General features: G+C 71.7%; 22 protein-coding genes. 13 read left to right on the top strand and 9 right to left on the bottom strand.

Annotated features, from left to right (window positions below; all coding sequences use genetic code 11):
• On the bottom strand, positions 1-822 hold the full coding sequence (locus AC27IY_RS09690; RefSeq protein ID WP_344212697.1) for a TauD/TfdA dioxygenase family protein: 822 nt from the start codon (positions 820-822) through the stop codon (positions 1-3).
• A 113-nt stretch (positions 823-935) separates the two neighbouring features.
• On the opposite strand from AC27IY_RS09690, the gene AC27IY_RS09685 reads away from it, so the two are divergent.
• The 3 genes from AC27IY_RS09685 (at position 936) to AC27IY_RS09675 (ending at position 7,904) form a co-directional block, all read left to right on the top strand.
• Complete coding sequence (locus AC27IY_RS09685; protein WP_423478513.1) at positions 936-3,434, top strand: DNA gyrase/topoisomerase IV subunit A; 2,499 nt, start codon at positions 936-938, stop codon at positions 3,432-3,434.
• A gap of 66 nt (positions 3,435-3,500) precedes the next feature.
• Positions 3,501-4,769 (top strand): alpha-amylase family protein, encoded by a 1,269-nt coding sequence (locus AC27IY_RS09680; RefSeq protein WP_487177701.1) that lies wholly within the window; start codon positions 3,501-3,503, stop codon positions 4,767-4,769.
• Positions 4,770-4,886: 117 nt separating this feature from the next.
• Entirely contained in the window at positions 4,887-7,904 is a 3,018-nt protein-coding gene (locus AC27IY_RS09675) for a glycoside hydrolase family 3 N-terminal domain-containing protein (protein WP_487177700.1), read from the top strand.
• A gap of 6 nt (positions 7,905-7,910) precedes the next feature.
• Here the strand turns inward: AC27IY_RS09675 and AC27IY_RS09670 are convergent, their stop codons facing one another.
• Positions 7,911-8,285, bottom strand: coding sequence for a VOC family protein (locus AC27IY_RS09670; protein WP_344212705.1), 375 nt, complete (start codon positions 8,283-8,285; stop codon positions 7,911-7,913).
• Between the two features lie 93 nt (positions 8,286-8,378).
• Positions 8,379-8,687 (bottom strand): hypothetical protein, encoded by a 309-nt coding sequence (locus AC27IY_RS09665; protein WP_329592352.1) that lies wholly within the window; start codon positions 8,685-8,687, stop codon positions 8,379-8,381.
• Between the two features lie 171 nt (positions 8,688-8,858).
• Between AC27IY_RS09665 and AC27IY_RS09660 the strand changes: the two genes are divergently transcribed.
• The gene (locus AC27IY_RS09660) at positions 8,859-9,353 is read left to right on the top strand and encodes a beta-class carbonic anhydrase (RefSeq protein WP_487177699.1); all 495 of its coding nucleotides are present in this window, start codon (positions 8,859-8,861) and stop codon (positions 9,351-9,353) included.
• A 183-nt stretch (positions 9,354-9,536) separates the two neighbouring features.
• Here AC27IY_RS09660 and AC27IY_RS09655 read toward each other — a convergent pair whose 3' ends face one another.
• Complete coding sequence (locus AC27IY_RS09655; protein WP_364443868.1) at positions 9,537-11,627, bottom strand: DNA gyrase/topoisomerase IV subunit B; 2,091 nt, start codon at positions 11,625-11,627, stop codon at positions 9,537-9,539.
• A 225-nt stretch (positions 11,628-11,852) separates the two neighbouring features.
• Here AC27IY_RS09655 and AC27IY_RS09650 point away from each other — a divergent pair, with 225 nt between their 5' ends.
• Positions 11,853-12,083 carry a DUF7455 domain-containing protein gene (locus AC27IY_RS09650; protein ID WP_329592346.1) on the top strand — a complete coding sequence of 77 codons (231 nt, stop codon included), beginning with the start codon at positions 11,853-11,855 and terminating at the stop codon, positions 12,081-12,083.
• Between the two features lie 109 nt (positions 12,084-12,192).
• On the opposite strand, the gene AC27IY_RS09645 is transcribed toward AC27IY_RS09650, so the two are convergent.
• The gene (locus tag AC27IY_RS09645; RefSeq protein ID WP_487177698.1) at positions 12,193-12,891 is read right to left on the bottom strand and encodes a GNAT family N-acetyltransferase; all 699 of its coding nucleotides are present in this window, start codon (positions 12,889-12,891) and stop codon (positions 12,193-12,195) included.
• A 64-nt stretch (positions 12,892-12,955) separates the two neighbouring features.
• Here AC27IY_RS09645 and AC27IY_RS09640 point away from each other — a divergent pair, with 64 nt between their 5' ends.
• Together AC27IY_RS09640 and AC27IY_RS09635 are read left to right on the top strand one after the other, a co-directional pair.
• Positions 12,956-13,693, top strand: a complete 738-nt coding sequence (locus AC27IY_RS09640; RefSeq protein WP_487177696.1) for a YaaA family protein — start codon at positions 12,956-12,958, stop codon at positions 13,691-13,693.
• 67 nt (positions 13,694-13,760) lie between these two features.
• The gene (locus AC27IY_RS09635) at positions 13,761-14,207 is read left to right on the top strand and encodes a hypothetical protein (RefSeq protein ID WP_487177695.1); all 447 of its coding nucleotides are present in this window, start codon (positions 13,761-13,763) and stop codon (positions 14,205-14,207) included.
• A gap of 105 nt (positions 14,208-14,312) precedes the next feature.
• Here the strand turns inward: AC27IY_RS09635 and AC27IY_RS09630 are convergent, their stop codons facing one another.
• The 3 genes from AC27IY_RS09630 to AC27IY_RS09620 form a co-directional block, all read right to left on the bottom strand.
• Entirely contained in the window at positions 14,313-15,971 is a 1,659-nt protein-coding gene (locus AC27IY_RS09630) for an RNA polymerase sigma factor (RefSeq protein WP_344212719.1), read from the bottom strand.
• Positions 15,972-16,213: 242 nt separating this feature from the next.
• A complete protein-coding gene (locus tag AC27IY_RS09625) occupies positions 16,214-18,310 on the bottom strand; it encodes a SpoIIE family protein phosphatase (RefSeq protein WP_487177694.1) in 2,097 nt (698 codons plus the stop codon).
• Positions 18,311-18,527: 217 nt separating this feature from the next.
• Positions 18,528-19,097 (bottom strand): HhH-GPD-type base excision DNA repair protein, encoded by a 570-nt coding sequence (locus tag AC27IY_RS09620; protein WP_364443855.1) that lies wholly within the window; start codon positions 19,095-19,097, stop codon positions 18,528-18,530.
• Between the two features lie 154 nt (positions 19,098-19,251).
• On the opposite strand from AC27IY_RS09620, the gene AC27IY_RS09615 reads away from it, so the two are divergent.
• The 5 genes from AC27IY_RS09615 to AC27IY_RS09595 all read left to right on the top strand — a co-directional run bounded on the left by AC27IY_RS09615 (position 19,252) and on the right by AC27IY_RS09595 (position 23,438).
• The gene (locus AC27IY_RS09615; protein WP_329592331.1) at positions 19,252-19,476 is read left to right on the top strand and encodes a hypothetical protein; all 225 of its coding nucleotides are present in this window, start codon (positions 19,252-19,254) and stop codon (positions 19,474-19,476) included.
• A gap of 187 nt (positions 19,477-19,663) precedes the next feature.
• Entirely contained in the window at positions 19,664-21,154 is a 1,491-nt protein-coding gene (locus AC27IY_RS09610) for a hypothetical protein (RefSeq protein ID WP_344212821.1), read from the top strand.
• Positions 21,155-21,220: 66 nt separating this feature from the next.
• Positions 21,221-21,976, top strand: coding sequence for a LamB/YcsF family protein (locus AC27IY_RS09605; protein WP_364443851.1), 756 nt, complete (start codon positions 21,221-21,223; stop codon positions 21,974-21,976).
• Positions 21,973-22,593 carry a 5-oxoprolinase subunit B family protein gene (locus AC27IY_RS09600; RefSeq protein ID WP_423450969.1) on the top strand — a complete coding sequence of 207 codons (621 nt, stop codon included), beginning with the start codon at positions 21,973-21,975 and terminating at the stop codon, positions 22,591-22,593. The genes AC27IY_RS09605 and AC27IY_RS09600 overlap by 4 nt, the downstream gene beginning before the upstream one ends.
• The gene (locus AC27IY_RS09595; protein ID WP_487177693.1) at positions 22,590-23,438 is read left to right on the top strand and encodes a 5-oxoprolinase subunit C family protein; all 849 of its coding nucleotides are present in this window, start codon (positions 22,590-22,592) and stop codon (positions 23,436-23,438) included. The genes AC27IY_RS09600 and AC27IY_RS09595 overlap by 4 nt, the downstream gene beginning before the upstream one ends.
• Positions 23,439-23,444: 6 nt before the next feature.
• On the opposite strand, the gene AC27IY_RS09590 is transcribed toward AC27IY_RS09595, so the two are convergent.
• The gene (locus AC27IY_RS09590) at positions 23,445-24,275 is read right to left on the bottom strand and encodes a PhzF family phenazine biosynthesis protein (RefSeq protein ID WP_487177692.1); all 831 of its coding nucleotides are present in this window, start codon (positions 24,273-24,275) and stop codon (positions 23,445-23,447) included.
• Positions 24,276-24,336: 61 nt separating this feature from the next.
• Here AC27IY_RS09590 and sthA point away from each other — a divergent pair, with 61 nt between their 5' ends.
• Positions 24,337-25,749 (top strand): Si-specific NAD(P)(+) transhydrogenase, encoded by a 1,413-nt coding sequence (sthA, locus tag AC27IY_RS09585; RefSeq protein ID WP_344212733.1) that lies wholly within the window; start codon positions 24,337-24,339, stop codon positions 25,747-25,749.
• Position 25,750: the final 1 nt, after the last annotated feature.

Here is a 25,750-nt window from a genome sequence, read left to right as displayed (position 1 = left end):
CTACCGGTCGGCGTGCTCCGGGAAGGCGTTGATGGTGACGCGGTGCATGCGGCGGCGTTCGGTGTAGTCGGCGACCGCGTAGTGCTGGGTGGGGCGGTTGTCCCAGAAGGCGAGGGTGCCGGGACGCCACTGCAGGCGGCACTGGAACTCGGGCGAGCGGATGTGGTCGATCAGCATCGGCAGCAGCGCCTCGTTCTCGCGGTCGGTGAGCCCGACCAGGCGGGTCGTGGACGCGCGGTTGACGAACAGCGCCTTCCTGCCGGTCTCGGCGTGCACCCGCACCACCGGCCGCTCGATGGGCGGCCACTTGGCCTGGATCTCGGCCAGGTCGAACGGGTGCCCCTTGGAGATGGCCTTCTTCATCGACATCGTGATGTCGTGCACGGCGGTCAGCTCGTCGCACAGGCGCTGGAGCGGCTTGGAGAGCGAGTCGTAGGCGAGGTAGGTGTTGGCCCAGCAGGTGTCGCCGCCCACGCTGGGGAGCTGGACGCAGCGCAGCAGGGAGCCCATCGGCGGGGTGGGCTCGAAGGTGTTGTCGCTGTGCCACTCGTCGCCGCCCTCGCCCTTGGGCGAGGTCTGGTCGAGCACGTGGATGGGGCTGCCGGCGTCCTTCTTGAACGCGGGGTGGTTGAGCGTGCCGAAGTTCAGGGCGAACTGCAGGTGCTGCTCGTCGTCGATGTGCTGGTCGCGGAAGAACAGCACGAGGTGCTTGAGCCAGCCCTCGCGCAGGGTCGCGACCTCTTCCTGCGACAGCGGCTTGCGCAGATCGACCCCGGTCACCTCGGCGCCGATGTGCTTGGTCACGGGACGGAACTCGATCATGACGTCTCCGGGGTCAGGGGAACCGGTGCCCCGAACGTACGACCCAAGCGCTTGCTTGGTCAAGGGCGCTCGTTCCGCGAGCCGGTCGCGGGCACCCGAATACCTTCGGCACAATGTTCGACATGGCCCGACGCACGACAGCACCCCCGCCAGAGGACTTCGAGGAGCGCATCGTCGACATCGACGTCTCCTCCGAGATGCGCACGAGCTTTCTGGAGTACGCCTACTCGGTGATCTACCAGCGGGCGTTGCCCGACGCGCGTGACGGCCTCAAACCCGTGCAGCGGCGCATCCTCTACTCGATGGCCGAGATGGGCCTGCGCCCCGACCGCGGCCACGTCAAGTCCTCGCGCGTGGTCGGCGACGTCATGGGCAAGCTGCACCCCCACGGCGACTCGGCGATCTACGACGCCCTCGTCCGCCTGGCGCAGCCCTTCTCCATGCGCCTGCCGCTCGTGGACGGCCACGGCAACTTCGGCTCCCCCGACGACCTGCCGGCCGCCATGCGTTACACCGAGGCCAGGCTGGCCCCGGCGGCGATGCTCATGGTCGAGTCCATCGACGAGGACACCGTCGACTTCAAGCCCAACTACGACGGCCAGGAGACCGAGCCGGTCGTCATGCCGTCGGCCTTCCCCAACCTCCTGGTCAACGGCACCAGCGGCATCGCGGTCGGCATGGCCACCAACATGGCGCCGCACAACCTCGTCGAGATCGTCGCCGCGGCCCGCCACCTGATCAAGAAGCCGGACGCCACGCTCGACGACCTGATGGAGTTCGTGCCCGGCCCCGACCTGCCGACCGGCGGCACGATCATCGGGCTGCAGGGCGTGCGCGACGCCTACGAGAGCGGGCGCGGCACCTTCCGCATGCGGGCCAAGTGCACGATCGAGCAGATCACGCCCCGGCGCAAGGGCATCATCGTCACCGAGCTGCCCTACAACGTGGGCCCCGAGCGCGTCGTCACCAAGATCAAGGAGCTGGTGACCAGCAAGAAGCTCCAGGGCATCGCCGACCTCAAGGACCTCACCGACCGGCACAAGGGCCTGCGCCTGGTCATCGAGATCAAGAACGGCTTCATCCCCGAGGCCGTCCTGGAGGAGCTCTACCGGCTGACGCCGATGGAGGAGTCGTTCGGCATCAACAACGTGGCGCTCGTCGACGGCGAGCCGCGCACGCTGGGCCTGCGCGAGCTGCTGCAGGTCTACGTCGACCACCGCGTCGAGGTCGTACGCCGCCGCTCGGAGTTCCGGCGCCGCAAGCGCGAGGAGCGCCTGCACCTGGTCGACGGCCTCATCGTCGCGCTGCTCAACATCGACGAGGTCATCCAGGTCATCCGCTCCTCCGACGACTCCGCGCAGGCGCGCACCCGCCTCATGGAGGTCTTCGACCTCACCGAGATCCAGGCCGCCTACATCCTCGACACGCCGCTGCGCCGCCTGACCCGCTACGACAAGCTGGAGCTCGACGCCGAGAAGGAGACGCTGACCGGCGAGATCGCCAAGCTGACCGAGATCCTGTCCTCGGAGACCAAGCTGCGCCAGGTCGTCTCCGGCGAGCTGGCCGACGTCGCCAAGAAATACGGCACGCCGCGCCGCACCGTCCTGCTGGACGCCGCCGGCGTCAGCCGCACCGCGGTCGTCGAGCTGCAGGTCGCCGACGACCCGTGCCTCGCGCTGCTGTCGTCCACCGGCCTGCTGGCCCGCACCGCCGACGCCACGCCGCTGCCCGGCGAGGGCGAGCGGTCCGCGCACGACGTGCTGGTCTCGGCGGTGCGCACCTCCGTACGCGGGGAGGTCGGCGTGGTCACCTCGCTCGGCCGGCTGATCCGGGTGCAGGTCGTGGACCTGCCGACGCTGCCGGCCACGGGCGCCCCGCCGTCGCTGTCGGGCGGCCACCCGGTCTCCGAATACGTCTCCCTGCAGCCCGACGAGCGGGTGGTCGGGCTCGGCTCGCTCGACCCCGACGGGCCCGGCCTGGCCCTCGGCACGCAGCAGGGCGTGGTCAAACGGGTGGTGCCCGACTACCCGGCCAACCGCGACGACTTCGAGGTGATCACCCTCAAGGACGGCGACACCGTGGTGGGCGCGGTCGAGCTGGAGTCGGAGTCGCACGACCTCGTGTTCATCTCCTCCGACGCGCAACTGCTGCGCTACCCGGCCTCCCTCGTACGCCCGCAGGGCCGCCCGGCCGGCGGCATGGCGGGCATCCGGCTCGACGGCGGGTCCCGGGTGATCTGGTTCGGGGCGGTCGATCCCGAACGGCCCGCCGTGGTGGTCACCGTGGCCGGCTCGTCCACGGCGCTGCCCGGCACGCAGGTCGGCGGCGGCAAGATGTCCGACTACGCGGAGTTCCCCGCCAAGGGGCGGGCCACCGGCGGCGTACGCGCGCAGCGTTTCCTCAAGGGCGAGGACGAGCTGCTGCTGGCCTGGGCCGGGCCCTCGCCGGCCAAGGCGGTCTCGTCCGTGGGCAAGCCGGTGCCGCTGCCGGATGAGCTGGGGCGGCGCGACGGCTCCGGCGTCCGCCTCACCCACACCATCGGCGCCGTCGGCGGCGCCCTCGCCTCCGGCCCCGCGCTCCCGCCGTCCGACGCGAGGGCGGAGGACGAGTAGCCCCGCCGGTCCCCCGGCCCGCCGCGACGTCTCGCGGGCCGGGGGCGCGGAGTTAGGCTCACTGGGGTGACGTCGTGGAAAGAGCATGCGATCTGGTGGCACGTCTACCCTCTCGGCTTCACCGCCGCCGAGGCCGTGGCCCTGCCACCCGGCGCCCCCACGCGCCACCGCCTGCGCGCCCTGGAGGGCTGGCTGGACTACGCCGTGGAGCTCGGCTGCTCGGGCCTGCAGCTCGGCCCGATCTTCGCCTCCGAGACCCACGGCTATGACACGATCGACCACTTCCGCATCGATCCCCGCCTCGGCGACGACGCCGACTTCGACCGCCTGGTGGCCGCCGCGGACGCCCGCGGCCTGCGGGTCGTCCTCGACGGCGTGTTCAACCACGTGGGGCGCGGCCATCCGCTGTTCGGCGATCCGGCCCACGCCCACTGGTTCGTCCCCGAGGGGGAGGGACACCGCACGTTCGAGGGTCACCACGGCCTGGTGACGCTCAACCACGAGCATCCCGACGTGCTTGACCACGTCGTCGGCGTCCTCGACCACTGGCTGGCGCGCGGCGCGTCCGGCTGGCGGCTGGACGCCGCGTACGCGATGCCGGCCGCGTTCTGGCGGCGGGCGCTCGCGCGGGTCCGCCCGCGCCACCCCGAGGCGTGGTTCGGCGGCGAGGTGATCCACGGCGACTACGCCGCCTACGTGGCCGAGAGCGGCCTCGACTCGGTCACCCAGTACGAGCTGTGGAAGGCCCTCTGGAGCTCGCTCAACGACGGCAACTTCTTCGAGCTGGCCTGGGCGCTGAAGCGGCACGACGAGCTGCTGGACACGTTCACGCCGCTGACGTTCGCCGGCAACCACGACGTGACCAGGCTCGCCAGCCGCCTCGACGACGAGCGGCACCTCGGCCACGCGCTGGCCGTGCTGTTCACGGTGGCCGGGCTGCCGAGCATCTATTACGGCGACGAGCAGGGCTTTCGCGGGGTGAAGGAGGACCGGCCCGGCGGCGACGACACGGTCCGGCCCGCCTTCCCCGGGCGGCCGGAGGAGCTGGACCCGGCGGGGTGGCCGGTCTACCGGCTGCACCAGCGGCTGATCGGGTTGCGCCGCCGCCATCCGTGGCTGGCGCGGGCCCGTACGAGCCTGCCTCATCTCACCAACACCGCCGTCGCGCTGGAGGCGGCGGGCCCCGGCCGCGTCCTGACCCTGCTCAACGTGGGCGACGAGCCCTACCGCTTCCCGCTGGACGAGACGGGACTCGCCGTCGCGGAGGCGTCCGCGCCGGGCGGCGATCCGTGTCTCGTCCCCGCGCACGGGTGGAAGATCCTCACTCTGTCCTGACTCGGCCTGTTATGAAACCCGGGCGGCCACCGATCACACAGGGAGAGAGCGCTCTCCGAATCGGGAGGTATCCCCGTGTTCCGCAGCAGACCCCCCTTATGGGCGACAGCCCTGGCCTTGCTGGTCCCGCTTCTCGCCGCGCCGTCCGCACCCGCGCGGGCCGCCGCCGACCTGCCGGTCCTCGCCGACTTCGAGTCCGACGCCGTCCCCGCCGGCGTGTCCGCCTGGGGCAACGACGCCGCCTCCACCCCCACGCTCACGATCGAGCCGGGCGCCGCCCGCCCCGGCGCCCCGGGCGGGAACCGGGTGCTGAGGAGCGGCTACGCCATCAGCCAGTGGGGCGGCTGGTCCCAGGACCTGACGGCCGGCCAGGACTGGTCCCTGTATGAGGGCTTCTCCTTCTGGGTGAACGGCGAGGGCTCCGGCCGCCGCATCTTCTTCGAGATCAAGGACGGCGGCTCCGGCCCCGGCGCGGCCGAGCTGTTCGAGTCCTCCTTCACCGACGACGCGGCCGGCTGGCGGCAGGTCAAGGTGCCGTTCGCGGACTTCACCCGCCGCGCCGACTACCAGCCGGGCGGCGCGCCCGCGGACGGCGAGCTGGACCTGATCGCCATGTGGGGCTACGGGATGCGCCTGCCCACCGCCTCCGGCTCCCTGGAGTGGGACCAGGTCGAGCTGTACGGCACCGCTCCCCCGCGTCCCGCCCGCCTCAGCACCGACCGGCCGGTCTACCCGGTGGGCGAGCGGTCCGAGGCCAAGGTGAGCGTCACGGTCACCACCGCCACGGGCGCGCCGCTGGCGGACGCGCTCACCGTCGCCTACCGGACCGGCTCCGGCACCGCCACCCCAGGCGCGGACTACACCCCCGCCGAGGGCACCCTGACCTTCCCGGCCGGCACGGCGTCCGGGTCGTCCCGTTCGTTCACCGTCAAGATCCTCAAGGACGGCGCGAACGAGGTGGCCGAGACCATCCCGGTCGAGCTGTCCGGCACGGGCGTCCGGCCGCCCGCCGAGGCCCCGGTCATCGTGATCGACGCGCACGGCCTGCCGTACCTGGACGCGCGCAGGCCCGTACGCGAGCGCGTCGCCGACCTGCTCGGCCGGATGACGCCGGAGGAGAAGATCGGCCAGATGACGCAGGCCGAGCGCATGGCGCTGGCCAGGCAGAGCGACATCGCCGCCTACCACCTCGGCTCACTGCTGTCCGGCGGCGGCTCCACCCCCAATCCCAACACGCCGCGCGCGTGGGCCGACATGGTGGACGCCTTCCAGCTCCAGACCCGGCGCACCCGGCTGCAGGTGCCGCTCGTCTACGGCGTGGACGCCGTGCACGGCCACAACAACGTGGTCGGCGCCACGATCTTCCCGCACAACGTCGGCCTGGGCGCCGCCCGCGACCCCGGCCTGGTCGAGAAGGCGGGCGAGGTCACCGCCCGCGAGGTCAAGGCCACCGGCGTCCCGTGGAACTTCGCGCCGTGCCTGTGCGTGTCGCGCGACGACCGCTGGGGCCGCGCGTACGAGTCGTTCAGCGAGGACCCCGCCCTGGTCAGCCGGATGGCCACAGTCATCGACGGCCTCCAGGACAACGGCGTGCTGGCCACCGCCAAGCACTACGCCGGCGACGGCGGCACCGGGTACGGCTCCTCCACGACCGGCGACTACACCATCGACCAGGGCGTCACCAGGGTCAGCAGGAAGGAGCTGGAGGAGATCCACCTGGCGCCGTTCGCCGAGGCGGTCCGGCGAGGGGTCGCCACCGTCATGCCGTCGTTCTCCAGCGTGGACCTCGGCGCCGGGCCGGTGAAGATGCACGCCCACCGGGAACTGCTCACCGACACGCTCAAGGGCCGGCTCGGCTTCAAGGGCTTCGTGATCACCGACTGGCAGGCCATCGACCAGATCCCCGGCGACTACGCGAGCGACGTGCGCACCTCGATCAACGCCGGCATCGACATGGTCATGGTGCCGTACGCCTACCCGGACTTCACCGCCACCCTCAAGGCCGAGGTCGAGGCCGGACGGGTGCCGATGTCGCGGGTGGACGACGCCGTCGCCCGCATCCTGACCCAGAAGTTCCGCCTGGGCCTGTTCGAGCGCCCGTACGCCGACCGCACCCACCTCGGCGACGTCGGCTCCGCGGCGCACCGCGCGGTCGCCCGCACGGCCGCCGCGAAGTCCCAGGTCCTGCTGAAGAACGACGGTCGTCTGCTGCCGCTGAGCCGCGCGTCCAAGGTGTACGTGGCCGGCTCGAACGCCGACGACATCGGCAACCAGAGCGGCGGCTGGACGATCAGCTGGCAGGGCTCGTCCGGGCCGATCACGCCCGGCACGACGATCCTTCAGGCGATCCGGGGCCGCGCCGCCTCCGTGACCTATTCGCCCGACGCCTCGGCCGGGCTGGCCGGGCACGACGTGGGCGTGGTGGTCGTGGGCGAGACCCCGTACGCGGAGGGCTTCGGCGACGTCGGCCGCCAGGGCCGCACGCTGGAGCTGTCGGCCGCCGACCGGGCGGCGGTGGACCGGGTGTGCGGGGCCATGAAGTGCGTCGTGGTCGTCGTCTCCGGCCGCCCGATGCTGCTGGGCGACCTGTCGGGCGTGGAGGCCGTGGTGGCCGCCTGGCTGCCGGGCACCGAGGGTGACGGCGTGGCCGATCCGCTGTTCGGGGCCGTGCCGTACACCGGGCGGCTGCCGTTCACCTGGTTCCGTACGGCGGCGCAGATCCCGATCAACGTGGGCGACGCCGCCTATGACCCGCTCTTCCCGTACGGGTGGGGCCTGCGCACCGACCCGGCCCGCGACCGGCTCAAGGCGGCGCGCGACCGGCTCGCCACGGGCGACGGCCCGGCCAGGGCCGCCGCGGCGGCGCTGACGCCGGCTCTCGCCGGCCGGAACTGGAACGCGGACGGCTCGGCCCGCGACGCCCGCGCGGTCCTCGCCGCCGTGGGCACGGCCGCCACGCTGCTCGAACGCTCCCGCACGGCCGCCTTCGCCCAGTCCGACGCCGTCGTCTCGGTGGCCAGGGACCTGGCGCAGAACGGGGGCCGGCGGCCCGACCTGCAGGCGGTCGCGGACCACGAGCTGGCCGCGGGCCACCTGAGAAAGGCGGTGGACCTGCTGGCGCAGGCCGCCCGCTAGCGGGGGTCAGCTCAGGCAGAGACAGAACGGGTGCCCGGCCGGATCGAGGAAGACCCGGAAATCATCGTCCTCCTCGTCCGGCTGGTGCTCGTGCTTGACCGCGCCGATCTCCAGCACCCGCTTCTCGGCCTCGTCGAGGTCGCTCACCAGGAGGTCCAGGTGGATCTGCTGCGGCCGTTCGGGGTCGGGCCAGGTGCTGGGCCGCAGGTCGGGGGCGAGCTGGAAGGCGAGGCGCTTGGGCGCGCCGCCGTCGCTGATCACCACCCAGTCGTCCTCGGCGGACGTGATCGGCCAGCCCAGCAGCTGGGAGTAGAACTCGGCCAGGCCCTTGGGGTCGGGCGTGTCGAGCACGACGGTACGGAATTGCGCGATGCCGCTCATCGGTCACCTCTCAGGCGTCGAAGGGGTCCCGCCGGGGGGACGGGAACCGTTACCCGATCGGTGATCCGGCACACCTCGCCGGCCGGATCCCGCTCAGACGGCGATCACGGCCGGCAGGGACAGCAGCAGCTCCCGCGGCTCGCCGCCCTCCCAGCGCCGGATCAGCCGGGTGCCGGCCTCCCCCGGATCGAACTCCTCGCCTCCCAGCGGGCCGAAACAGCCCGCCTCCTCCAGCAGGAGCAGCAGCGGGTCGTCCTCGGGCAGGCCGGCCGCGTAGGCGGCGGTGTCGAGGAGGGCCAGCGCGCACCGGGCGTTGCGGCCGCCGTCGTTGGCCTCGACCCGGTCGAGGCTCCGCCGGGCCTGGGCACGGAGATACGCGGCGAGCGATTCTGACCTACTCACGACAGACCTTCTTCGATCACGTCCATTGGGCTGAGTACGCGGGCTACGCACTTTGGGCTACGACATCATCACGCATGGTGACATGTTTTCGTGGGAGGTTTGCGAAGTCGGGCGCGTGTCGTCCGCCCCCCGGTGACGACCACCCTTCTGACATGGGGGATCATCGGTGCCATGAGTGCGTTCGACGACCTGTTTGCCGCCAACGCTGAGTTCGCCAAGGAGTTCGGAAGCTCCGATCTCACCGGCCGCGCCGCCCGTGGGCTGGGCGTGGTGACCTGTATGGACTCCCGGATCGACCCCCTCGGGCTGCTCGGGCTCAAACCGGGCGACGCCAAGATCCTCCGCAACGCCGGCGCCCGCGTCACCGACGACGTGCTGCGCACCCTCGTGGTGGGCGTCTACGTGCTCGGCGTCGAGCGCGTGTTGGTCATGCCCCACACCGACTGCGGGATGACCAAGGTCACCGACGCCGACATCCACGACCTCACCGCCGAGCGCGGCGTCGACACCCGCAGCCTCGACTTCCACACGGTGCCCGACCAGTGGGCGGCGCTGCGGCACGACCTGACCCGCATCAGGACGAGCCCGTTCCTGCCGACCGGAATGCCGGTGGCCGGCGCCATCTACGACGTCCGCACCGGCCGGCTCTCCCCCGTCGACTACTGAACGACCTCGGACGGGCGCGCCGGAGATCGCCCGACAGGGCCGTCAGGGCGTCGTGAGCGCGCGAACAGCCCCTCCCCCACACCTGGGGAGGGGCACAACTTTCCGGACGACCTGAAGGGCCTTTCAGGCGTCGAACGCGTCGCGCTCGGCGTGTCAGGCGTCGAACGCGTCGCGGTCGGCGTGTCAGGCGTCGATCGCGTCGCGGTCGACCTCGGCCGCGCTGGTGACGAGGAACTCGCGCCGCGGCGCGACGTCGCTGCCCATCAGGAGGTTGAAGATGCGCTCGGCCGCCTCGGCGTCCTCGATGCGCACCCGGCGCAGGATCCGGTGGCGCGGGTCCATCGTGGTCTCGGCGAGCTGGTCGGCGTCCATCTCACCGAGGCCCTTGTAGCGCTGCACCGGGTCCTTCCAGCGCTTGCCGCGCCGCTCCAGGTCGCGCAGCACCTTCTGCAGCTCCGCGTCGGAGTAGCAGTAGATGTACTTGTCCTTGCCGCGCCCCGGGTTGGTGAGCTCGATGCGGTGCAGCGGCGGCACCGCGGCGAAGACCCGCCCGGCCTCCACCATCGGCCGCATGTAGCGGTAGAAGAGGGTGAGCAGCAGGCAGCGGATGTGGGCGCCGTCGACGTCGGCGTCGGCCATGAGGATGACCTTGCCGTAGCGGGCGGCCTCGATGTCGAACGAGCGGCCCGAGCCCGCCCCGACGACCTGGATGATGGCGGCGCACTCGGCGTTCTTGAGCATGTCGCTCACCGACGCCTTCTGCACGTTGAGGATCTTGCCGCGGATCGGCAGCAGCGCCTGGAACTCCGAGTCGCGGGCCAGCTTGGCGGTGCCGAGCGCGGAGTCTCCCTCGACGATGAACAGCTCGCTGCGGTCGACGCCCTCGCTGCGGCAGTCGACCAGCTTGGCCGGCAGCGCCGAGCTCTCCAGCGCGCTCTTGCGGCGCTGGTTGTCGCGGTGCTCGCGGGCCGCGATGCGCGCCTTGGCGGCGGCGACGATCTTCTCAAGCACGGCCCGCAGCGGCTGCTTGTAGCCGCGCGGCGGGTTGGCGAACAGCTCCTTGAGCTCGCGCGAGACCACGTGGGAGACGATGCGGGTGGCCGCCGAGGTGCCGAGCACCTCCTTGGTCTGGCCCTCGAACTGCGGCTCGGGCACCCGGACCGTGACGACGCCGGTCAGGCCCTCCTGGATGTCGTCCTTGGTGACGGGGTCGTCGCCGTTCTTCAACAGCCGGGTCTCGCGCAGCACCTCGTTGATCGTGCGCAGCAGGCCGCGCTCGAAGCCGGTGAGGTGGGTGCCGCCCTTGGGGGTGGCGATCACGTTGACGAACGAGCGCACGGTGGACTCGTAGCCCTTGCCCCAGCGGATCGCCACGTCGACGCTCAGCTCGCGCTGGACCTCGGTGGGCGTCATGTGGCCCTGGTCGTCGAGGACCGGCACGGTCTCGTGGAAGTGGCCGACGCCCTGCAGCCGCAGCACGTCGCAGACCGGCTCGTCGCGGGCCAGGAACTCGGCGAACTCGGAGATGCCGCCCTCGAAGCGGAACTCCTCCTCGATGCGCTCCTCGTGCCTGCTGTCGTAGACCACCAGGGTGAGGCCGGGCACCAGGAACGCGGTCTGCCGCAGCCGCACGTGGATCTCGTCGAGCGAGACCTCGGCGTCGGGCAGGAAGATCTGCTTGTCGGCCCAGAAGCGCACCCGGGTGCCGGTGGCGCCCGCGGGGAGCTTGTCGCCGAGGCGCAGGCCGGACTTCTTCCTGAACTTCGCCGTGGGCCCGTCGCCGTCGAAGACGCCGGTGACGCCGCGCCGGAAGCTGATCTCGTGGACCCGCCCGTCGCGGTCGACCTCGACGTCGAGCCGCGCCGACAGGGCGTTGACCACCGAGGCGCCGACGCCGTGCAGGCCGCCCGACGCGCCGTAGGAGCCGCCGCCGAACTTGCCGCCCGCGTGCAGCTTGGTGTAGACGAGCTCGACGCCGGCCAGGCCGGTCTTGGGCTCGACGTCCACGGGAATGCCGCGGCCGTTGTCGCGGACCTCGATCGAGCCGTCGGCGTAGAGCTCGACCTCGATGCGGTCGCAGTAGCCCGCCAGCGCCTCGTCGACGCCGTTGTCCACGATCTCCCAGAGGCAGTGCATCAGCCCGCGGCTGTCGGTGGACCCGATGTACATGCCCGGGCGCTTGCGGACCGCTTCGAGGCCCTCAAGCACCGACAGGTGACGAGCTGTGTAACCCGCCTCCACTAGCGTCACTCCAGCTCCCCGGGTGTTGAGCATCCGAACACGTGTGCGCAGCTTACCGTTCTTCCCTTGCGCACGCGTACAAGCTTGCCACGGCGGCATGTTTCTCGTTACCAACCGGCTGATCCTCATTACTTTCGGACACATTCCGCTCTCGGCGTACAGCGGGGGAGGTTGGGAAGGCCCACGTCCGGTTAGATGTTGTTCCAAGTGACTGACGCCAGATCCTCGCTTCGGCGGGGGTGACCCGAAAGGCGATACGTGACTGGAGCACTCGCCCCCGTTAAGCCGCTGACGGCCCTCGACCGCTGCGACCGTTGCGGCGCCCAGGCCTACATTCGCGCAACCCTGCCGGTAGGCGGGGAGCTGCTGTTCTGCGCCCACCACGGGCGTCAGCACATCGCGGCGCTGCGTGAGAAGGGCGCCGACATCCTGGACGAGTCGGCTCGACTCAGCAAGACCCCGACGAACGCCCCCGACGGCGAGCGCTGATCCACAGTGCCTGTCGTTTCGACATAACCGCATATATCCAACAGAACGGCCACCTCGGGTCTGCCCGGGGTGGCCGTTCTGCTTGCTGTGATCCTTGTCACATCCGGGTTCAGCGCACCCGGTAGTGGTAGCGCGCGGCCACCTCGAAGCCCTCGCTGCGGTACAACGCCTGGGCGGCCTCGTTGGGCGCGGTGGTGACCAGGTAGGCGGAGCCGGTCCCCGCGTAGTGCGCGAGCGCCCGCAGGATCGTGCGCGCCAGGCCGCGCCGGCGCGCCTCCGGGCGGGTCGCCATGCAGTAGACGCCGAGCGTGTCCCCCTGGGGGACGGCCCGGCCCACGGCCAGGGTCTCGCCGTGCTCCTCGTAGGCGGCGTACCACGCGGGGACCCCGGCGCAGACGCGGGCGGCGTGGGCGAGGCCGCTCTCGTACCGGCCGTCCACGGCCCACCAGGTGTCGAGCCAGTCGGCCCACGGCTGGTCCTCGATCCTGACACGCTCCCCGCGCCACGGGGCGAGCGACCCGGCGGTCATCACAAGGGTGGGATCGACCAGCTCGTACCCCCGGCGCTCCAGCTCCTCGTCCAGGCCGGGCATGGCGCCGGGCCCCATCGAGAAGGCCGGGCGCAGGTCGCGGTCGCCGTAGAACGCCTCGGCGGCCGCGATCGCGGCGACCAGGTCGGCCGGACGGCCGAGCGGCAGCACCGAGTTGGCCCGCTTGGTCACGCCGCCCGCGTACCGGAGCACCCACCCGTCGTGCTCGTGTTGCTCGTACGCCGGCCACGCTTCATGGACAAGTCGGTCGAAATCCACCAGCGCAGCGTAGCCGACGGGTCACGACCAGGGCCGGACCAGGTCGCCCATAAGCTAGTGACCTGTGTTGACACTGCTGCCCCCGTCCGAGGGCAAGGCCCCGGAGGGAAGCGGCCCGCCCGTCGGCGAGCTGTCCTTCCCCGCGCTCGACCGGGCCCGCCGGCGGGTGCTGAACGCGCTCGTCCGCGCTTCCAAGCGCCGCGACGCCCTCGACGTGCTCGGGCTGACGCCCGGCCTGGCCGGCGAGCTGGACAAGAACACCGCGCTGAAGACCGCCCCCACGCTGCCCGCCGCCGAGCTCTACACCGGCGTCCTGTACGACAACCTGGGGCTCGGCACGCTGGAGGGCGAGGCGCGCCGGCGGGCCGAGGAATCGGTGCTGATCTTCTCGGGGCTGTGGGGCGTGGTGCGGATCGACGACCGGATCCCGCCCTACCGGCTGTCGATGGGCGTGAGCCTGCCGCCGCTCGGCGGGCTGTCGGCCTTCTGGCGGCCCCTGCTCGCCAAGGCGCTCGACCCGGTGCCGGGGCTGGTGGTGGACATGCGCTCGGCGACGTACGCGGGCGCGTGGCAGCCGGGCGAGCGGTCGGTGGCGGTGCGCGTCTTCCGCGGCGGCAAGGTCGTCAGCCACATGGCCAAGGCCACCCGCGGCGAGATCGCCCGCGACCTGTTCCTGCACGACACCGTCCCGTCGTCGCCCGAGGAGCTGGCCAAGATCCTCACCGAGCTCGGCCGCGCGGTCGAGCTCACTCCCCCACCCCGGCCCGCGCGTCCCTGGACCCTGGACGTCCATCTGTCCTGACGCCGACACGAGGAAGGGCCTGGCCACGCCCGAGAACCAACGAACGAATCCGGTCATCCGATCACACATGAGGTCGTTTCAACGAGCGAGCGCGTGGCTGGCCGCGTTCGTCATCGGGGTGCCCGCACTGGGCGTGGTCGCGGTGATCGTCGCGTTGCGTGGCCGGTCGTGGGCGCTGTTCGCGGTGGCTTACCTGGTGCTGTTCACGCTGGCCTACCTCGCAGGTCTGATCCTGCTCGCCCTGCTGCGCTTCCGGCCGGACTGGCTGCGCGCGCTGGTCGCGGCCGTGGCGGTGTACGCGCTCGCACCGGTCGCGCCGCTGGTCGGCGGGATGACCCATTACCCCTACCACGTGATCAGGTGCGGTGGCCTGCCCGTCGTCGGCAGTGACGGCGCGGCCCCGGGCTACCTGGTCCCCGGGGAGGAGGACTACGCGGTGACGCCGTTCCACAAGAGGTTCTTCTGCACGCGGAAGGAGGCCAGGGCCGCCGGCTACTACCACGACGACTTCTGACACGGATCCGGTCCCCGGCGATGTCGGGGGCCGGGAACAGCAGAAGGGGGCTCCGCCGGCCATCGGACCGGTGGAGCCCCCTTCTGGTGTGCCTGGCGGAAGTGCTCAGTCCAGGTAGTCGCGCAGCACCTGGGAGCGGGACGGGTGACGGAGCTTGGACATGGTCTTGGACTCGATCTGGCGGATGCGCTCACGGGTGACCCCGTAGACCTTGCCGATCTCGTCCAGCGTCTTGGGTTGCCCGTCGGTGAGCCCGAAGCGCATCGACACGACGCCCGCCTCCCGCTCCGACAACGTGTCGAGAACGGAGTGCAGCTGCTCCTGGAGCAGCGTGAAGCTGACGGCGTCGGCCGGAACGATGGCCTCGGAGTCCTCGATGAGGTCGCCGAACTCGCTGTCGCCCTCCTCGCCCAGCGGCGTGTGGAGGGAGATGGGCTCGCGCCCGTACTTCTGGACCTCGACGACCTTCTCGGGCGTCATGTCCAGCTCACGGGCGAGCTCTTCCGGCGTGGGCTCGCGGCCGAGGTCCTGCAGCATCTGCCGCTGGACGCGGGCCAGCTTGTTGATCACTTCGACCATGTGGACCGGGATGCGGATGGTCCGCGCCTGGTCGGCCATGGCTCGCGTGATCGCCTGCCGGATCCACCACGTGGCGTAGGTGGAGAACTTGTAGCCCTTGGTGTAGTCGAACTTCTCCACGGCCCGGATGAGGCCGAGGTTGCCCTCCTGGATCAGGTCGAGGAAGAGCATGCCGCGGCCGGTGTAGCGCTTGGCCAGCGAGACCACGAGCCGGAGGTTGGCCTCCAGCAGGTGGTTCTTGGCGCGGCGGCCGTCCTCGGCGATCCACTCCAGCTCGGCGCGGACGTCGACCGGCAGGCCGTCGGCCTCGCCGCTGCCCAGCTGCTCCTCGGCGAACAGGCCGGCCTCGATGCGCTTGGCGAGCTCGACCTCCTGCTCGGCGTTGAGCAGCGGGACCTTGCCGATCTGCTTGAGGTAGTCCTTCACCGGGTCGGCGGTGGCGCCCGCGGCCGCCACCTGGGCGACGGGGGCGTCATCGTCGTCGTCGGAGAGGATGAGGACCTCGTCCTCGGTCTTCTGCGTCGCGGCGATCTCGGCGGCCTTGGGCTCGTCGGTCTCCTCGTCGTCGGAGTCCTCGCTGTCGCCCTCGGCGTCGGAGTCCTCCTCGACGATGTCCTCGACGTCGAGGTCCTCGAGGTCCTCCAGCTCCACGTCGCCGTCAAGCTCGAGGTCCTCGACCTCGTCGGTCTCGCCGCGCGCGCCCTCGGGAGCCTTCGGCTTGGTGTCGGCAGGCCCAGCTGCGGTCTTCTGCTCGGCCTTCTTGGCGGCGGCGGGTGCCGCGGCCTTCTTGGCCGCCGGAGCGGCCTTCTTCGCGGGGGCCGCCTTCTTGGCGGCCGGCTCGGCTTCTGCGGCGCCGACGACCGCGGTCACGGTCTCGGGCTGCTGCTCTTTGGCGGCCGCCGCCGTCTTGGTCTTGACGGGGGCGGCGGTGCGGCGCTTTGCTGGACCACGAGACTTCTTCGGCGCAGCCGAATCCGCGGCGGTCACCACCACGGTCACGCCCTCTTTGCTGAGGTTCCGCAAGAACGCGGCGGCGTGCGACATGGGGATGTCCGCCTCCTCGAAGGCCTGACGGACATCCTCAGACTCGAGGAAACCCTGCGAGCGCCCACGCTCGAGCAGTCGCTGAATGACGGGCTCGTTCAGCTCTTGTGGCTTCGAGCGAGTCGAACTTGCAGGCGACACGAACACCTCTCGAACGAACGCGTGGCGACAATGGACCCAGATGCCCGCTGGGGGGCTGTTGCCTCTCTCGGAGATCGGTGAGGCCGTGCGGACCGCGACGGACCTGCACAGCATTGTGGCACGACCCCGCACTCCATACGGCCACCTCCCGGCGGTTGACCTCCACCCTAGGCCGACCAAGGCAGTAGTGCGTACGTAAGCGGGGCACTGATACCCGAAAGCAACCGTTATGACTGTTTCATTCAGTCACTCTTCGTGGCTGGCGGAACGTGAATTGCGAGCGCGGTAACGTCATCATCCTGTTCATATCCAGACAACATCCGGTCAACCAGGAAGTCCAGCAACATGTGAGGACTCTTCACGACCTCAGGCGGCGCTTCGGTCACAACACTGCAAAGGTCCGCGAGTCCGGCGTCCAGCCCGCGCTTGCGGTTCTCCACGAGACCGTCGGAGTAGAGCACGGCGGTGTGTCCGGGCGGCACCACGAACCGGAACTGCCGACGGCTGGTCGGCCAGCCCAGCGGCGTGCCCGGCTCGCCGTCGCACAGGATCGCGGTGCCCTGCGGCGAGACCAGCACGGGCGGCGGGTGGCCGGCCAGCGCCAGCGTGCCCTCACCGGTGACGGGCTCGACGACCATGTAGGCCAGGGTGGTGACCTGCTCCTCTTCCTCGGTGGCCTCGAAGACGCGGTCGAGGCCGGTGAGGACGGCCGCGGGCGGCGGGTTGGTCAGCGCCAGGGCGCGCATGGCGTTGCGGATGCGGCCCATGCCGGCCGCGGCCTTGACGCCCTTGCCCATGACGTCGCCGACGACCGCCGCGACCCGCCCGTCCTGGAGGACGAACGCGTCGTACCAGTCGCCTCCGACCTGGACGTGGCGGCTGCCCGAGCGGAAGCGCTGGGCCAGCTCCAGGCCCTTGATCACGGGCAGCCGGTCGGGCAGCAGGCTGCGCTGCAGCGTCTCGGCGGTGCGGTGCTCGCGCTCGAACAGGGTGGCCCGCTCGACCGCCAGCGCGCACTGGCCGGCCAGCGCCTCCAGGAAGACGCCGTCCTCCTGAGAGATCTTCTGCGGGCGGGTGAAGGAGAATCGGAGCGCTCCCAGCGCGCGGCCCGCGGCGAGCAGCGGCAGGCCCACCCAGGCCCGCTCGTCGCTGCTCGCGAGGTAGTTGGCCAGCACCTCCGCGTCGCCGCCCGCCTCGAGCAGCTGGGACCGCAGGCTGTCGGGCGACTCGGCGAAGACCGGGCGGCGGCTGTTGACCGCCATGGTCATGACGCTGGAGCTGGACAGCGGGATCTCCTCGCCGGAGGCGCCAGACGCCTCGGGGATGCCCTCGCCGTTGATGAGCTTGAGCGCGGCGCGGTCGGTGTCGAGCAGCGCCACGGCCGAGCGGTCGGCGGCCAGGGCGGTGCGGCCCACGTCGATGATGACCTGCACGACCTGCTCGACGGTCAGCGCCTCGGCGAGCATGGCGGTGGCTCCCTGCAGCCGGGCGGTGCGCAGGGCGGCGGCGCCGAGCTGGTCGGTCAGCCTGCCGCGCATCTCCTCGGCCTCGCGCTGCGGGGTGACGTCGGTGTTGGCGCCGACCCACTCCACGACCCTGCCGTGCCGGATGATCGGCACGGCGCGCACCTCGAAGTGCCGGTAGCCGCTGGCCCGGGTGCGCACGCGGTAGTTCCACTCGAACATGGTGCGCCCGCGCAGCGCCTCCCGCCAGGCCTCCTCGGTCTGCTGGCGCTCCTCGGGGTGCACGACCTCCAGCCAGCCGTTGGCGAGGTATTCCTCCAGGCCCTGGCCGGTGATGGCGCGCCACTGGGGCGCGTCCTCGACGACGGCGCCCGTGGGCGAGGTGATCCAGACGAGCTGGGACTGCGCCTCGACCAGCGAGCGGTAGCGCTCCTCGCTGCGGCGCAGCGCCTCCTCGGTCTGGCGGCTCTCGGTGACGTCCATGCCGACGAGCGCGACGGCGCGCAGCTCGCCCGAGTCGTCGTGGACCGGCGAGAACGACAGCGACCAGTGCCGGGTGTCGCCCTCGGCCGAGCGCACGCGGACGCGCCCCTCGGTGACCGGCGCGTCGGTCTCGATGACGGCCTGCACGGCGTGGGTGATGATCTGGCTGAGGTCTGCGGTCAGCACCTCGACCGGCTGCCGGCCGACCAGGCGCTCCTCGGGCACGTTGACGACGGCGCCGCAGAAGACGTCGTTGACGCGCTGGACGCGGCCGTCGCCGTCGAAGAACGCGAAGGCGAACTCGGCCTCGGACAGCATGCCCTGGAAGAGGGCGGAGTCTGAGATGTCCACATCCGACTCCCGGGGACGGGGAACGGAGGTCTCGGCGCTCATCGTCCGCACCTCCGTCGCGTGCCAGGGTCTCCCACGCGGCACATCTCCATAGTCGTGTCTGGGTGTAGCACAGCTCCGGGCGACCGGATCCTGCAGTACATCATCGGCGATGGGCATGTGCGGACGGAAGCCCCCGCCGCGGCCCGGTCGCCCCTAAGGTCAACGCATCCTGTCAAAATCGCTCCACGTCGCGCAGCAAGATCAGGTTACAGCGCAGCTACTCGGCCTTGGCCGCGCGCTTGGCCTCCTGCTTGGCGGCACGTACGCGGACCAGGCTCTCGGCGTCGACGACGTCGGCCACCGACCGGTGTGAACCCTCCTCGCCATAGGCTCCCGCCGCCTCACGCCAGCCTGAAGGTTGAACACCCAACTGCTTCCCCAGCAATGCCAAAAAAATCTGGGCCTTCTGCTTGCCGTATCCCGGAAGGGCCATGAGTCGTTTCAACAACTCCTTGCCGTCGGGTGCCCCGGCCCAGATGTTCTCGGGCCGCCCGTCGTAGTGCTCGACGAGGTGGGCCGCGAGCGCCTGGACCCTGGCCGCCATGGCCTTGGGGTAGCGGTGCACGGCCGGCTTCTCGGCGAGCAGCGCGGCGAACGCCTCAGGATCATACGAGGCGATGCGCTCGGCCGTGAGGTCGCCTCCCAGCCGCTCGGCGATGGTGTGCGGCCCCGTGAACGCCCATTCCATGGGGATCTGCTGGTCGAGGAGCATGCCGACGAGCAGGGCGAGGGGATTGCGGCCGAGGAGCTCGTCCGCCTCGCTCTTCTGGGCGAGCTGGATGCGCATGGAGACAGCTTGGCATGGATGGGCGCCGGGTGAAGTGAACACAGGCGTCGCGGAGGCTTGACACCCGTCCGAGAAAGGATGAAATGAGAGCGCAAGTCGCCCAGCACACGTTCCTGAGGGTTTGCCCCCGGGCTTCCAGAGGAATCTGACACCTATGCTCGCTCTGGCCACACGGTTCCTGCGCGAACCGGTCAGTCTCCGGCTGGCCGAAGAGTTCCTGACCGTACCCGTGGACATCATCGACCGCTGCGTGGCCGATGTCTGCGCGTGCGCCCGGCATCTGGGCGTCTCGGCGACGCCCGAGATCGTGGAGCGCATCGCGCGCGAGCACCTGCTCGCGATCGTCAACTCGGCGCCGCCGCCGCGCGACCCGCGCTGAGACTCCGGCAACACTGAGACTCCGGCAACACCGAGACTCCGGCAAACGCTGAGATCCCCGATAACATCGGGGTTACCAGGCCGAGTTCTCCGCACCGTTTGCGCCTGGAATACGAGAGAGTGAGGGTGTGCGCCGACACCGACGAGATCCCCGGGAGAGCACCCCGCCCGACGACGTGTTCAAGGAGATGGTGACGGCGGCCCGCGAGCTGCTGGCCGTGCGCACGCCGCTCGACGCGGAGCTGATGGTCTCCGACATGATCGGGGCCTGGTGGGGCCGACGGGTCCGGGGCGGCGACGTGGAGCAGGTGCTCGGCGAGGGGCTGGTCGACTACGCCGCCAAGGCCGGCAACCCCGCCTCGCTCACGTTGCTGATCTGCCTCGCCTACCTCGGCACCGCCCGCCAGGGCGCCAAGGCCGAGGGCGCGGCGCTGGCGATGATGGAGTCGGGCGTGGCGCGGCCCGGCTGGGCCGACAAGGTGGGCGCGGTCAAGCCGGCCGGCTGCTACGTCTCCCGCGACGCCTACGGCGACCAGGACACCGTCATCTGCACCTTCGCCTACCGCTGGAACGAGGCATCCGACCCGACCGACCGGCACGCGCTGGTCGTGGTCGTCGACTACAACATGAGCGGCATGGCCCGCGACGCCTGGGTGTCCTCCCAGGTCGACAAGCTGCTGGAGCAGGCGAGGGCCGAGGCGGCGGGCAACCCGATGCTGCTGTTCGAGGAGATCCAGCCCGAGCAGGCCAGGGCGCTGCTCGACTCGGCCATGAAGGCCACCAGGGAGCCCAAGACGCCCCCGCCGGTGAGTGACAGCTACAGCGCCTACCACGCCTTCGCCCGCGCCCGGCTGAAGGCGCTGCCCCCGGGCCGCAAGCGCCCGGCGCCGCTGCACATCGAGGCCCCCTACAGCAGGGAGCGGCGGGCCATGCTGGCGGCCGAGTTCCTGGCCTCCGACGCGGCCGAGCACCTGTCCGACCCCTCCGCGGCCTCGCGCTGCGCCGACCACATCATCGACTACGGCTGCGAGCAGGACTTCAACCGGCCGCTGCGGGTCAGCCCGACCAAGTGCGAGACGTTCCTGCTCGACTGGCTGCCGCGCAAGGTCATGCTGAGCGCGGCCGAGCAGGACGCCATGCCGCACGTGCTGTCGGCGTGGGTGCGCTTCGCCGCGCGCCGCACGGGCCTGCCCGAGCAGGGGCTGCGGGCCACGCTCGACGCCGTGTGGGAGGCGACGGGCAAGTTCCCCGAGGCCTACCGCGACCCGACGACGTTCGGGCTCGACCGGCCGCTGCTGGAGCGGCTGCTGCCCGACGGCGACCTGTCGGCGCTGGCCAGGCGGGCCTTCGCGTTCCCCTATCTGCAGGGCGTGCACAACGGGATCGACCTCGACAAGCTCAACCCCTCCGACGAGGCCGACCGGCGCACGCTGCTGGAGATCGACCACGGCGGCGCGATCGACCAGGAGCACCTGGCCTGGCACGAGGAGATCGCGACCCGGCTGTGGGAGGGCGACCCGCCGCAGCTCTGGGAGGCCGCCCAGCGCCTGCTCGACCTCGGCCACGACCGGCACGACGTGCTGCACGTGCTCATCGAGATCGCCGAGCGGATCGGCGGCGACCCTGACGAGCTCGCCGCGGCCCTCGACGACATCGCCGACATCCCAGACGAGATCTGACGGGCGGGGCCGGTCCGCGCCGGTGTTCGGCCTGCCGGAACGGCGGCGACTCAGCATGATGGTGCCATGGTGATTGACCTCAACGCCGATCTCGGCGAGAGCTTCGGGATCTGGCGGCTCGGCGACGACCTCGCGCTCCTCGACATCGTCACGAGCGCCAACGTGGCCTGCGGCTTCCACGCGGGCGACCCGGTGACGATCAGGCGCACCTGCGCGGCGGCCGTCGACCGGGGTGTGGCGATCGGCGCCCAGGTGTCCTACCGCGACCTCGCGGGCTTCGGCCGGCGGGCCATGGACGTCGAGCCCGAGGAGCTGTGCGCGGAGGTCCTCTACCAGCTCGCGGCGGTCGACGGCATCGCGCGGGCGATGGGCGGGCGGGTGTCGTACGTCAAGCCGCACGGCGCGCTCTACAACCGTGTCGTGCGCGACCGGGAGCAGGCGGCCGCCGTGATCGACGCGGTGGCCGACTACGACGTCACGCTGCCGGTGCTCACGCTGCCCGGCTCGGTCGTGCACGAGGTGGCCGCCGCGGCGGGCGTGCCGACGGTGAGCGAGGCGTTCGCCGACCGGGCGTACACGCCGGAGGGGACGCTGGTGCCGCGCAGGGAGGAGGGCGCGGTGATCCACGACCCGGCGGAGGTGTCCGCGCGGGCACTGGAGATGGCGGTCAAGGGCGCGGTGACGGCCGTCGACGGCAGCTCCGTGCCGATCGGGGCGCGCTCGATCTGCGTCCACGGCGACACACCCGGGGCCGTCCGGCTGGCGCAGGAGGTGCGGGACGTGCTGCTGGCGGCCGGGGTGGTCCTGCAGGCGTTCACATGATCCGCCTGGCGGGCGAGCACGGGCTGCTGGTCGAGACGGGCTCGCTGGAGCTGTCGCACCGCGTGGACGCCGCCCTGCGGCGCGAGCGGCCCGACCGGGTCGTGGAGATCGTCCCCGGGCCCGGCACCGTGCTGGTGGTGGCTCCCGGCGGCGACCGCGAACGGCTGCGCGAGCGGCTGGCGGACGTGCTGGCCAGGGAACGCGACAGGACGCCCGACGCCGGGCCGGCCGCCGAGGCGCCGGTGGTGACCGTCCCGGTGGTCTACGACGGGGCCGACCTGGAGCAGGTGGCGGAGCTGGCGGGCGTCGGCGTGGACGAGGTGGTCGCCCGGCACGCGGGGCGCGAGCTGGTGGTGGGGTGGCTGGGGTTCGCGCCGGGGTTCGCGTACCTCACGGGGCTGGACCCGGTGCTGCACGTGCCCCGGCTGGGCACGCCGCGCACCTCGGTGCCCGCCGGGTCCGTGGCGGTCGCCGGGCCCTACTCGGCGGTCTACCCGAGCGCGTCGCCGGGCGGGTGGCGGCTGCTCGGGCACACCACGCTGCGGGTGTGGGACGTGGCGGCCGATCCGCCGACGCCGTTCCGTCCTGGCACGCGGGTGAGGTTCGAGGCCGCGTGATCGAGGTCATCTCGCCCGGCCCGTACGCGAGCGTCCAGGATCTCGGCCGGCCCGGCTTCGCCCACCTGGGGGTGCCGGGGTCCGGGGCGGCCGACGTGGCGAGTCTGAGGCTGGCGAACCGCCTGGTGGGCAACCCCGAGGGGCTGGCGGGCATCGAGCTGACCTTCGGCTCGGCGCGGCTGCGCTTCCTCGCGGGCGCGTGGGCGGCGCTGGCGGGCGCGCCGGTGCAGGCGGGGCCGGTACGCGGGGCGGGCATGGGGGCGCCGTTCTGGGTGCCGGCAGGGGCGGAGCTGCGGCTGGGAGTGCCCTCGCGGGGGCTGCGGACGTACCTGGCGGTTCGGGGCGGGATCGCGGTGCCGCCGGTGCTGGGCAGCCGGTCCACCGACTCGCTGTCGGGGCTCGGCCCCGAGCCGCTGCGGGCGGGCACGCGGCTGCCCGTGGGGCCCGCCGTGGGCGGGCTCGTGGCGGACTACGCGCCGCTGCCGGAGCTCGGGCCGGCCGTGCTGCGGGTGCTGCCGGGGCCACGCGACGACTGGTTCGCGCCGGAGGCGCTCGCGGAGCTGTGCACGGCTCCCTACGCCGTGACGCAGGACAGCAACCGGGTCGGCGTGCGGCTGCGCGGCCCGGAGCTGGCGCGGGCGAAGGCGGGCGAGCTGCCGAGCGAGGGCATGGTGACGGGCGCGGTCCAGGTGCCGCCGAGCGGGCAGCCGATCGTCTTCCTCGCCGACCATCCGCCGACCGGCGGCTATCCGGTGATCGCCGTGCTGCGCGCGGCCGACCTGGCGGTGGCCGCGCAGCTCCGTCCGGGCGACGAGGTGCGCTTCACCCTCGGGCGGGAGCGCTGAGACGGCTCACAGCTCCACGCGGCCGGCGATGCAGGTGACGGTCGACCCGCCGACCCACACGTTCCCGCTGTCGTCGGCGTCGATCCGCACCCGGCCGGCGCGGCCGATCGCGGTGCCCTGGGCGGCGACGTACGGGGCCGTGACGCGGCCGGTGCGCAGCAGCCACTGGGCCAGCGAGGCGTTGAGGCTGCCGGTGACCGGGTCCTCGACGGTGGCGCCCTGGTGCGGGAAGAAGGCGCGCACCTCGTACGCGAGGTCCGACCCCGCCGGGTGAGGACCCGCCACGCCCACGTCGCACGGCACCGTGCCCGGCCGCAGCGCGAGCACCGACTCGGCGTCGGCGAGCAGCAGCGCCACCCAGCCGGGGCCGTTGTCGGCCCATTCGGCGTCCACGACGTCGTCCCTGGGGATGCCGAGGGCCTCGGCGATGCTCGCCAGCAGCGGCTCCTCCACGGGGCCCGAGCGGATCAGCGGCGGCGCCCGGAACGCCAGGCCTTCGCCGGTCGGCCGCACCCGTACGAGTCCCGCCCCGCACTCCTGGACGATCTCGCCGGGGTCGCGCGGCGTGCCCCCGGCCTCCAGCCAGGCGTGACAGGTGCCGAGCGTGGGGTGCCCGGCGAAGGGCAGCTCCTGTGCCGGGGTGAGGATCCGTACCCGGTAGTCGGCCTCGGGGCTGGTGGGCGGCAGGACGAAGGTGGTCTCGGACAGGTTGGTCCATGCGGCGAAGCGCCGCATCTCCTCGGTGCCGAGCCCGTCGGCCTCCAGCACGACCGCGAGCGCGTTGCCGAGACAGGGAGTGGCGGAGAACACGTCGACCTGGGCGAAGGCGCGCAACATACTCCGGAGTCTGGCAGACGGGGCTTTCCGCGCGGTGCAGCCGGACCGCACACTGTACGTTGTGGCGGACTTTGACGTAGTTGTCCTGGGCTCCGGGCCGGGCGGACAGAAGGCCGCGATCGCCGCGGCGAAGCTCGGCCGGCGCGTCGCCGTGATCGAGAAACGGCACATGATCGGCGGCGTGTGCATCAACACGGGCACGATCCCCTCCAAGACGCTGCGCGAGGCGGTGCTCTACCTCACCGGGCTCAACCAGCGCGAGCTGTACGGCGCCAGCTACCGCGTCAAGGACGAGATCACGGTCACCGACCTCGGCATGCGCACCCAGCACGTGATCGGCCGCGAGATCCAGGTGATCCGCAGCCAGCTCGCCCGCAACCACGTGACCGTGCTGCACGGCACCGGCCGCTTCCTCGACCCGCACACGATCGGCGTGAGCGGCGACGACGACGGCGCCGAGATGAAGATCACCGCCGACCGGATCGTGATCGCCACCGGCACCTCGCCGGCCCGGCCGGACAGCGTGGAGTTCGACGACCGTACGGTGATCGACTCCGACGCGATCCTGCGGCTGGAGCGGGTGCCGGAGACGCTGGTGGTCGTCGGGGCCGGCGTGATCGGCATCGAGTACGCCTCCATGTTCGCCGCGCTCGGCACGAAGGTGACGGTGGTGGAGCGGCGCGAGCGCATGCTGGAGTTCTGCGACCTGGAGATCGTCGAGGCGCTGAAGTACCACCTGCGCGACCTGGCGGTCACCTTCAGGTTCGGCGAGAACGTGGCGGCCGTCGAGCGGCGCGGCAGCGGCGCGCTGACCGTGCTGGAGAGCGGGAAGAGGATCCCCGCCGACTGCGTGATGTACTCGGCCGGCCGCCAGGGCAAGACCGCCGAGCTGTGCCTGGAGGCCGCGGGCCTGGCGGCCGACCGGCGCGGCCGGATCCAGGTGGACGACAACTACGCCACCGCCGTCCCGCACATCTACGCCGTGGGGGACGTGATCGGCTTCCCCGCGCTCGCGGCGACCTCGATGGAGCAGGGCCGGGTGGCCGCCCAGCACGCCTGCGGCGAGCCGGTCGAGGAGCTGGCCGAGCTGACGCCCATCGGCATCTACACGATCCCGGAGATCAGCTTCGTCGGGAAGTCGGAGGACGAGCTGACGCGGGAGAAGGTGCCGTTCGAGGTGGGGATCTCGCGCTACCGGGAGCTGGCCAGGGGGCAGATCATCGGCGACTCGTACGGCATGCTCAAGCTGCTGGTGTCCTCGGAGGACCGGCGGCTGCTCGGCGTGCACGTGTTCGGCACGGGCGCGACGGAGCTGGTGCACATCGGGCAGACCGTCATGGGGTGCGGCGGCACCGTGGACTACCTGGTGAACGCCGTTTTCAACTATCCGACATTGGCGGAGTCGTACAAGGTGGCGGCCTTGGACGCGATGAACAAGATGCGGGTGGTGGCCCGGCTCACCGCGGAGATGTGAC

Source organism: Nonomuraea sp. B208, from assembly GCF_057536035.1.
This window is presented reverse-complemented; position numbering and strand designations above follow the sequence as displayed.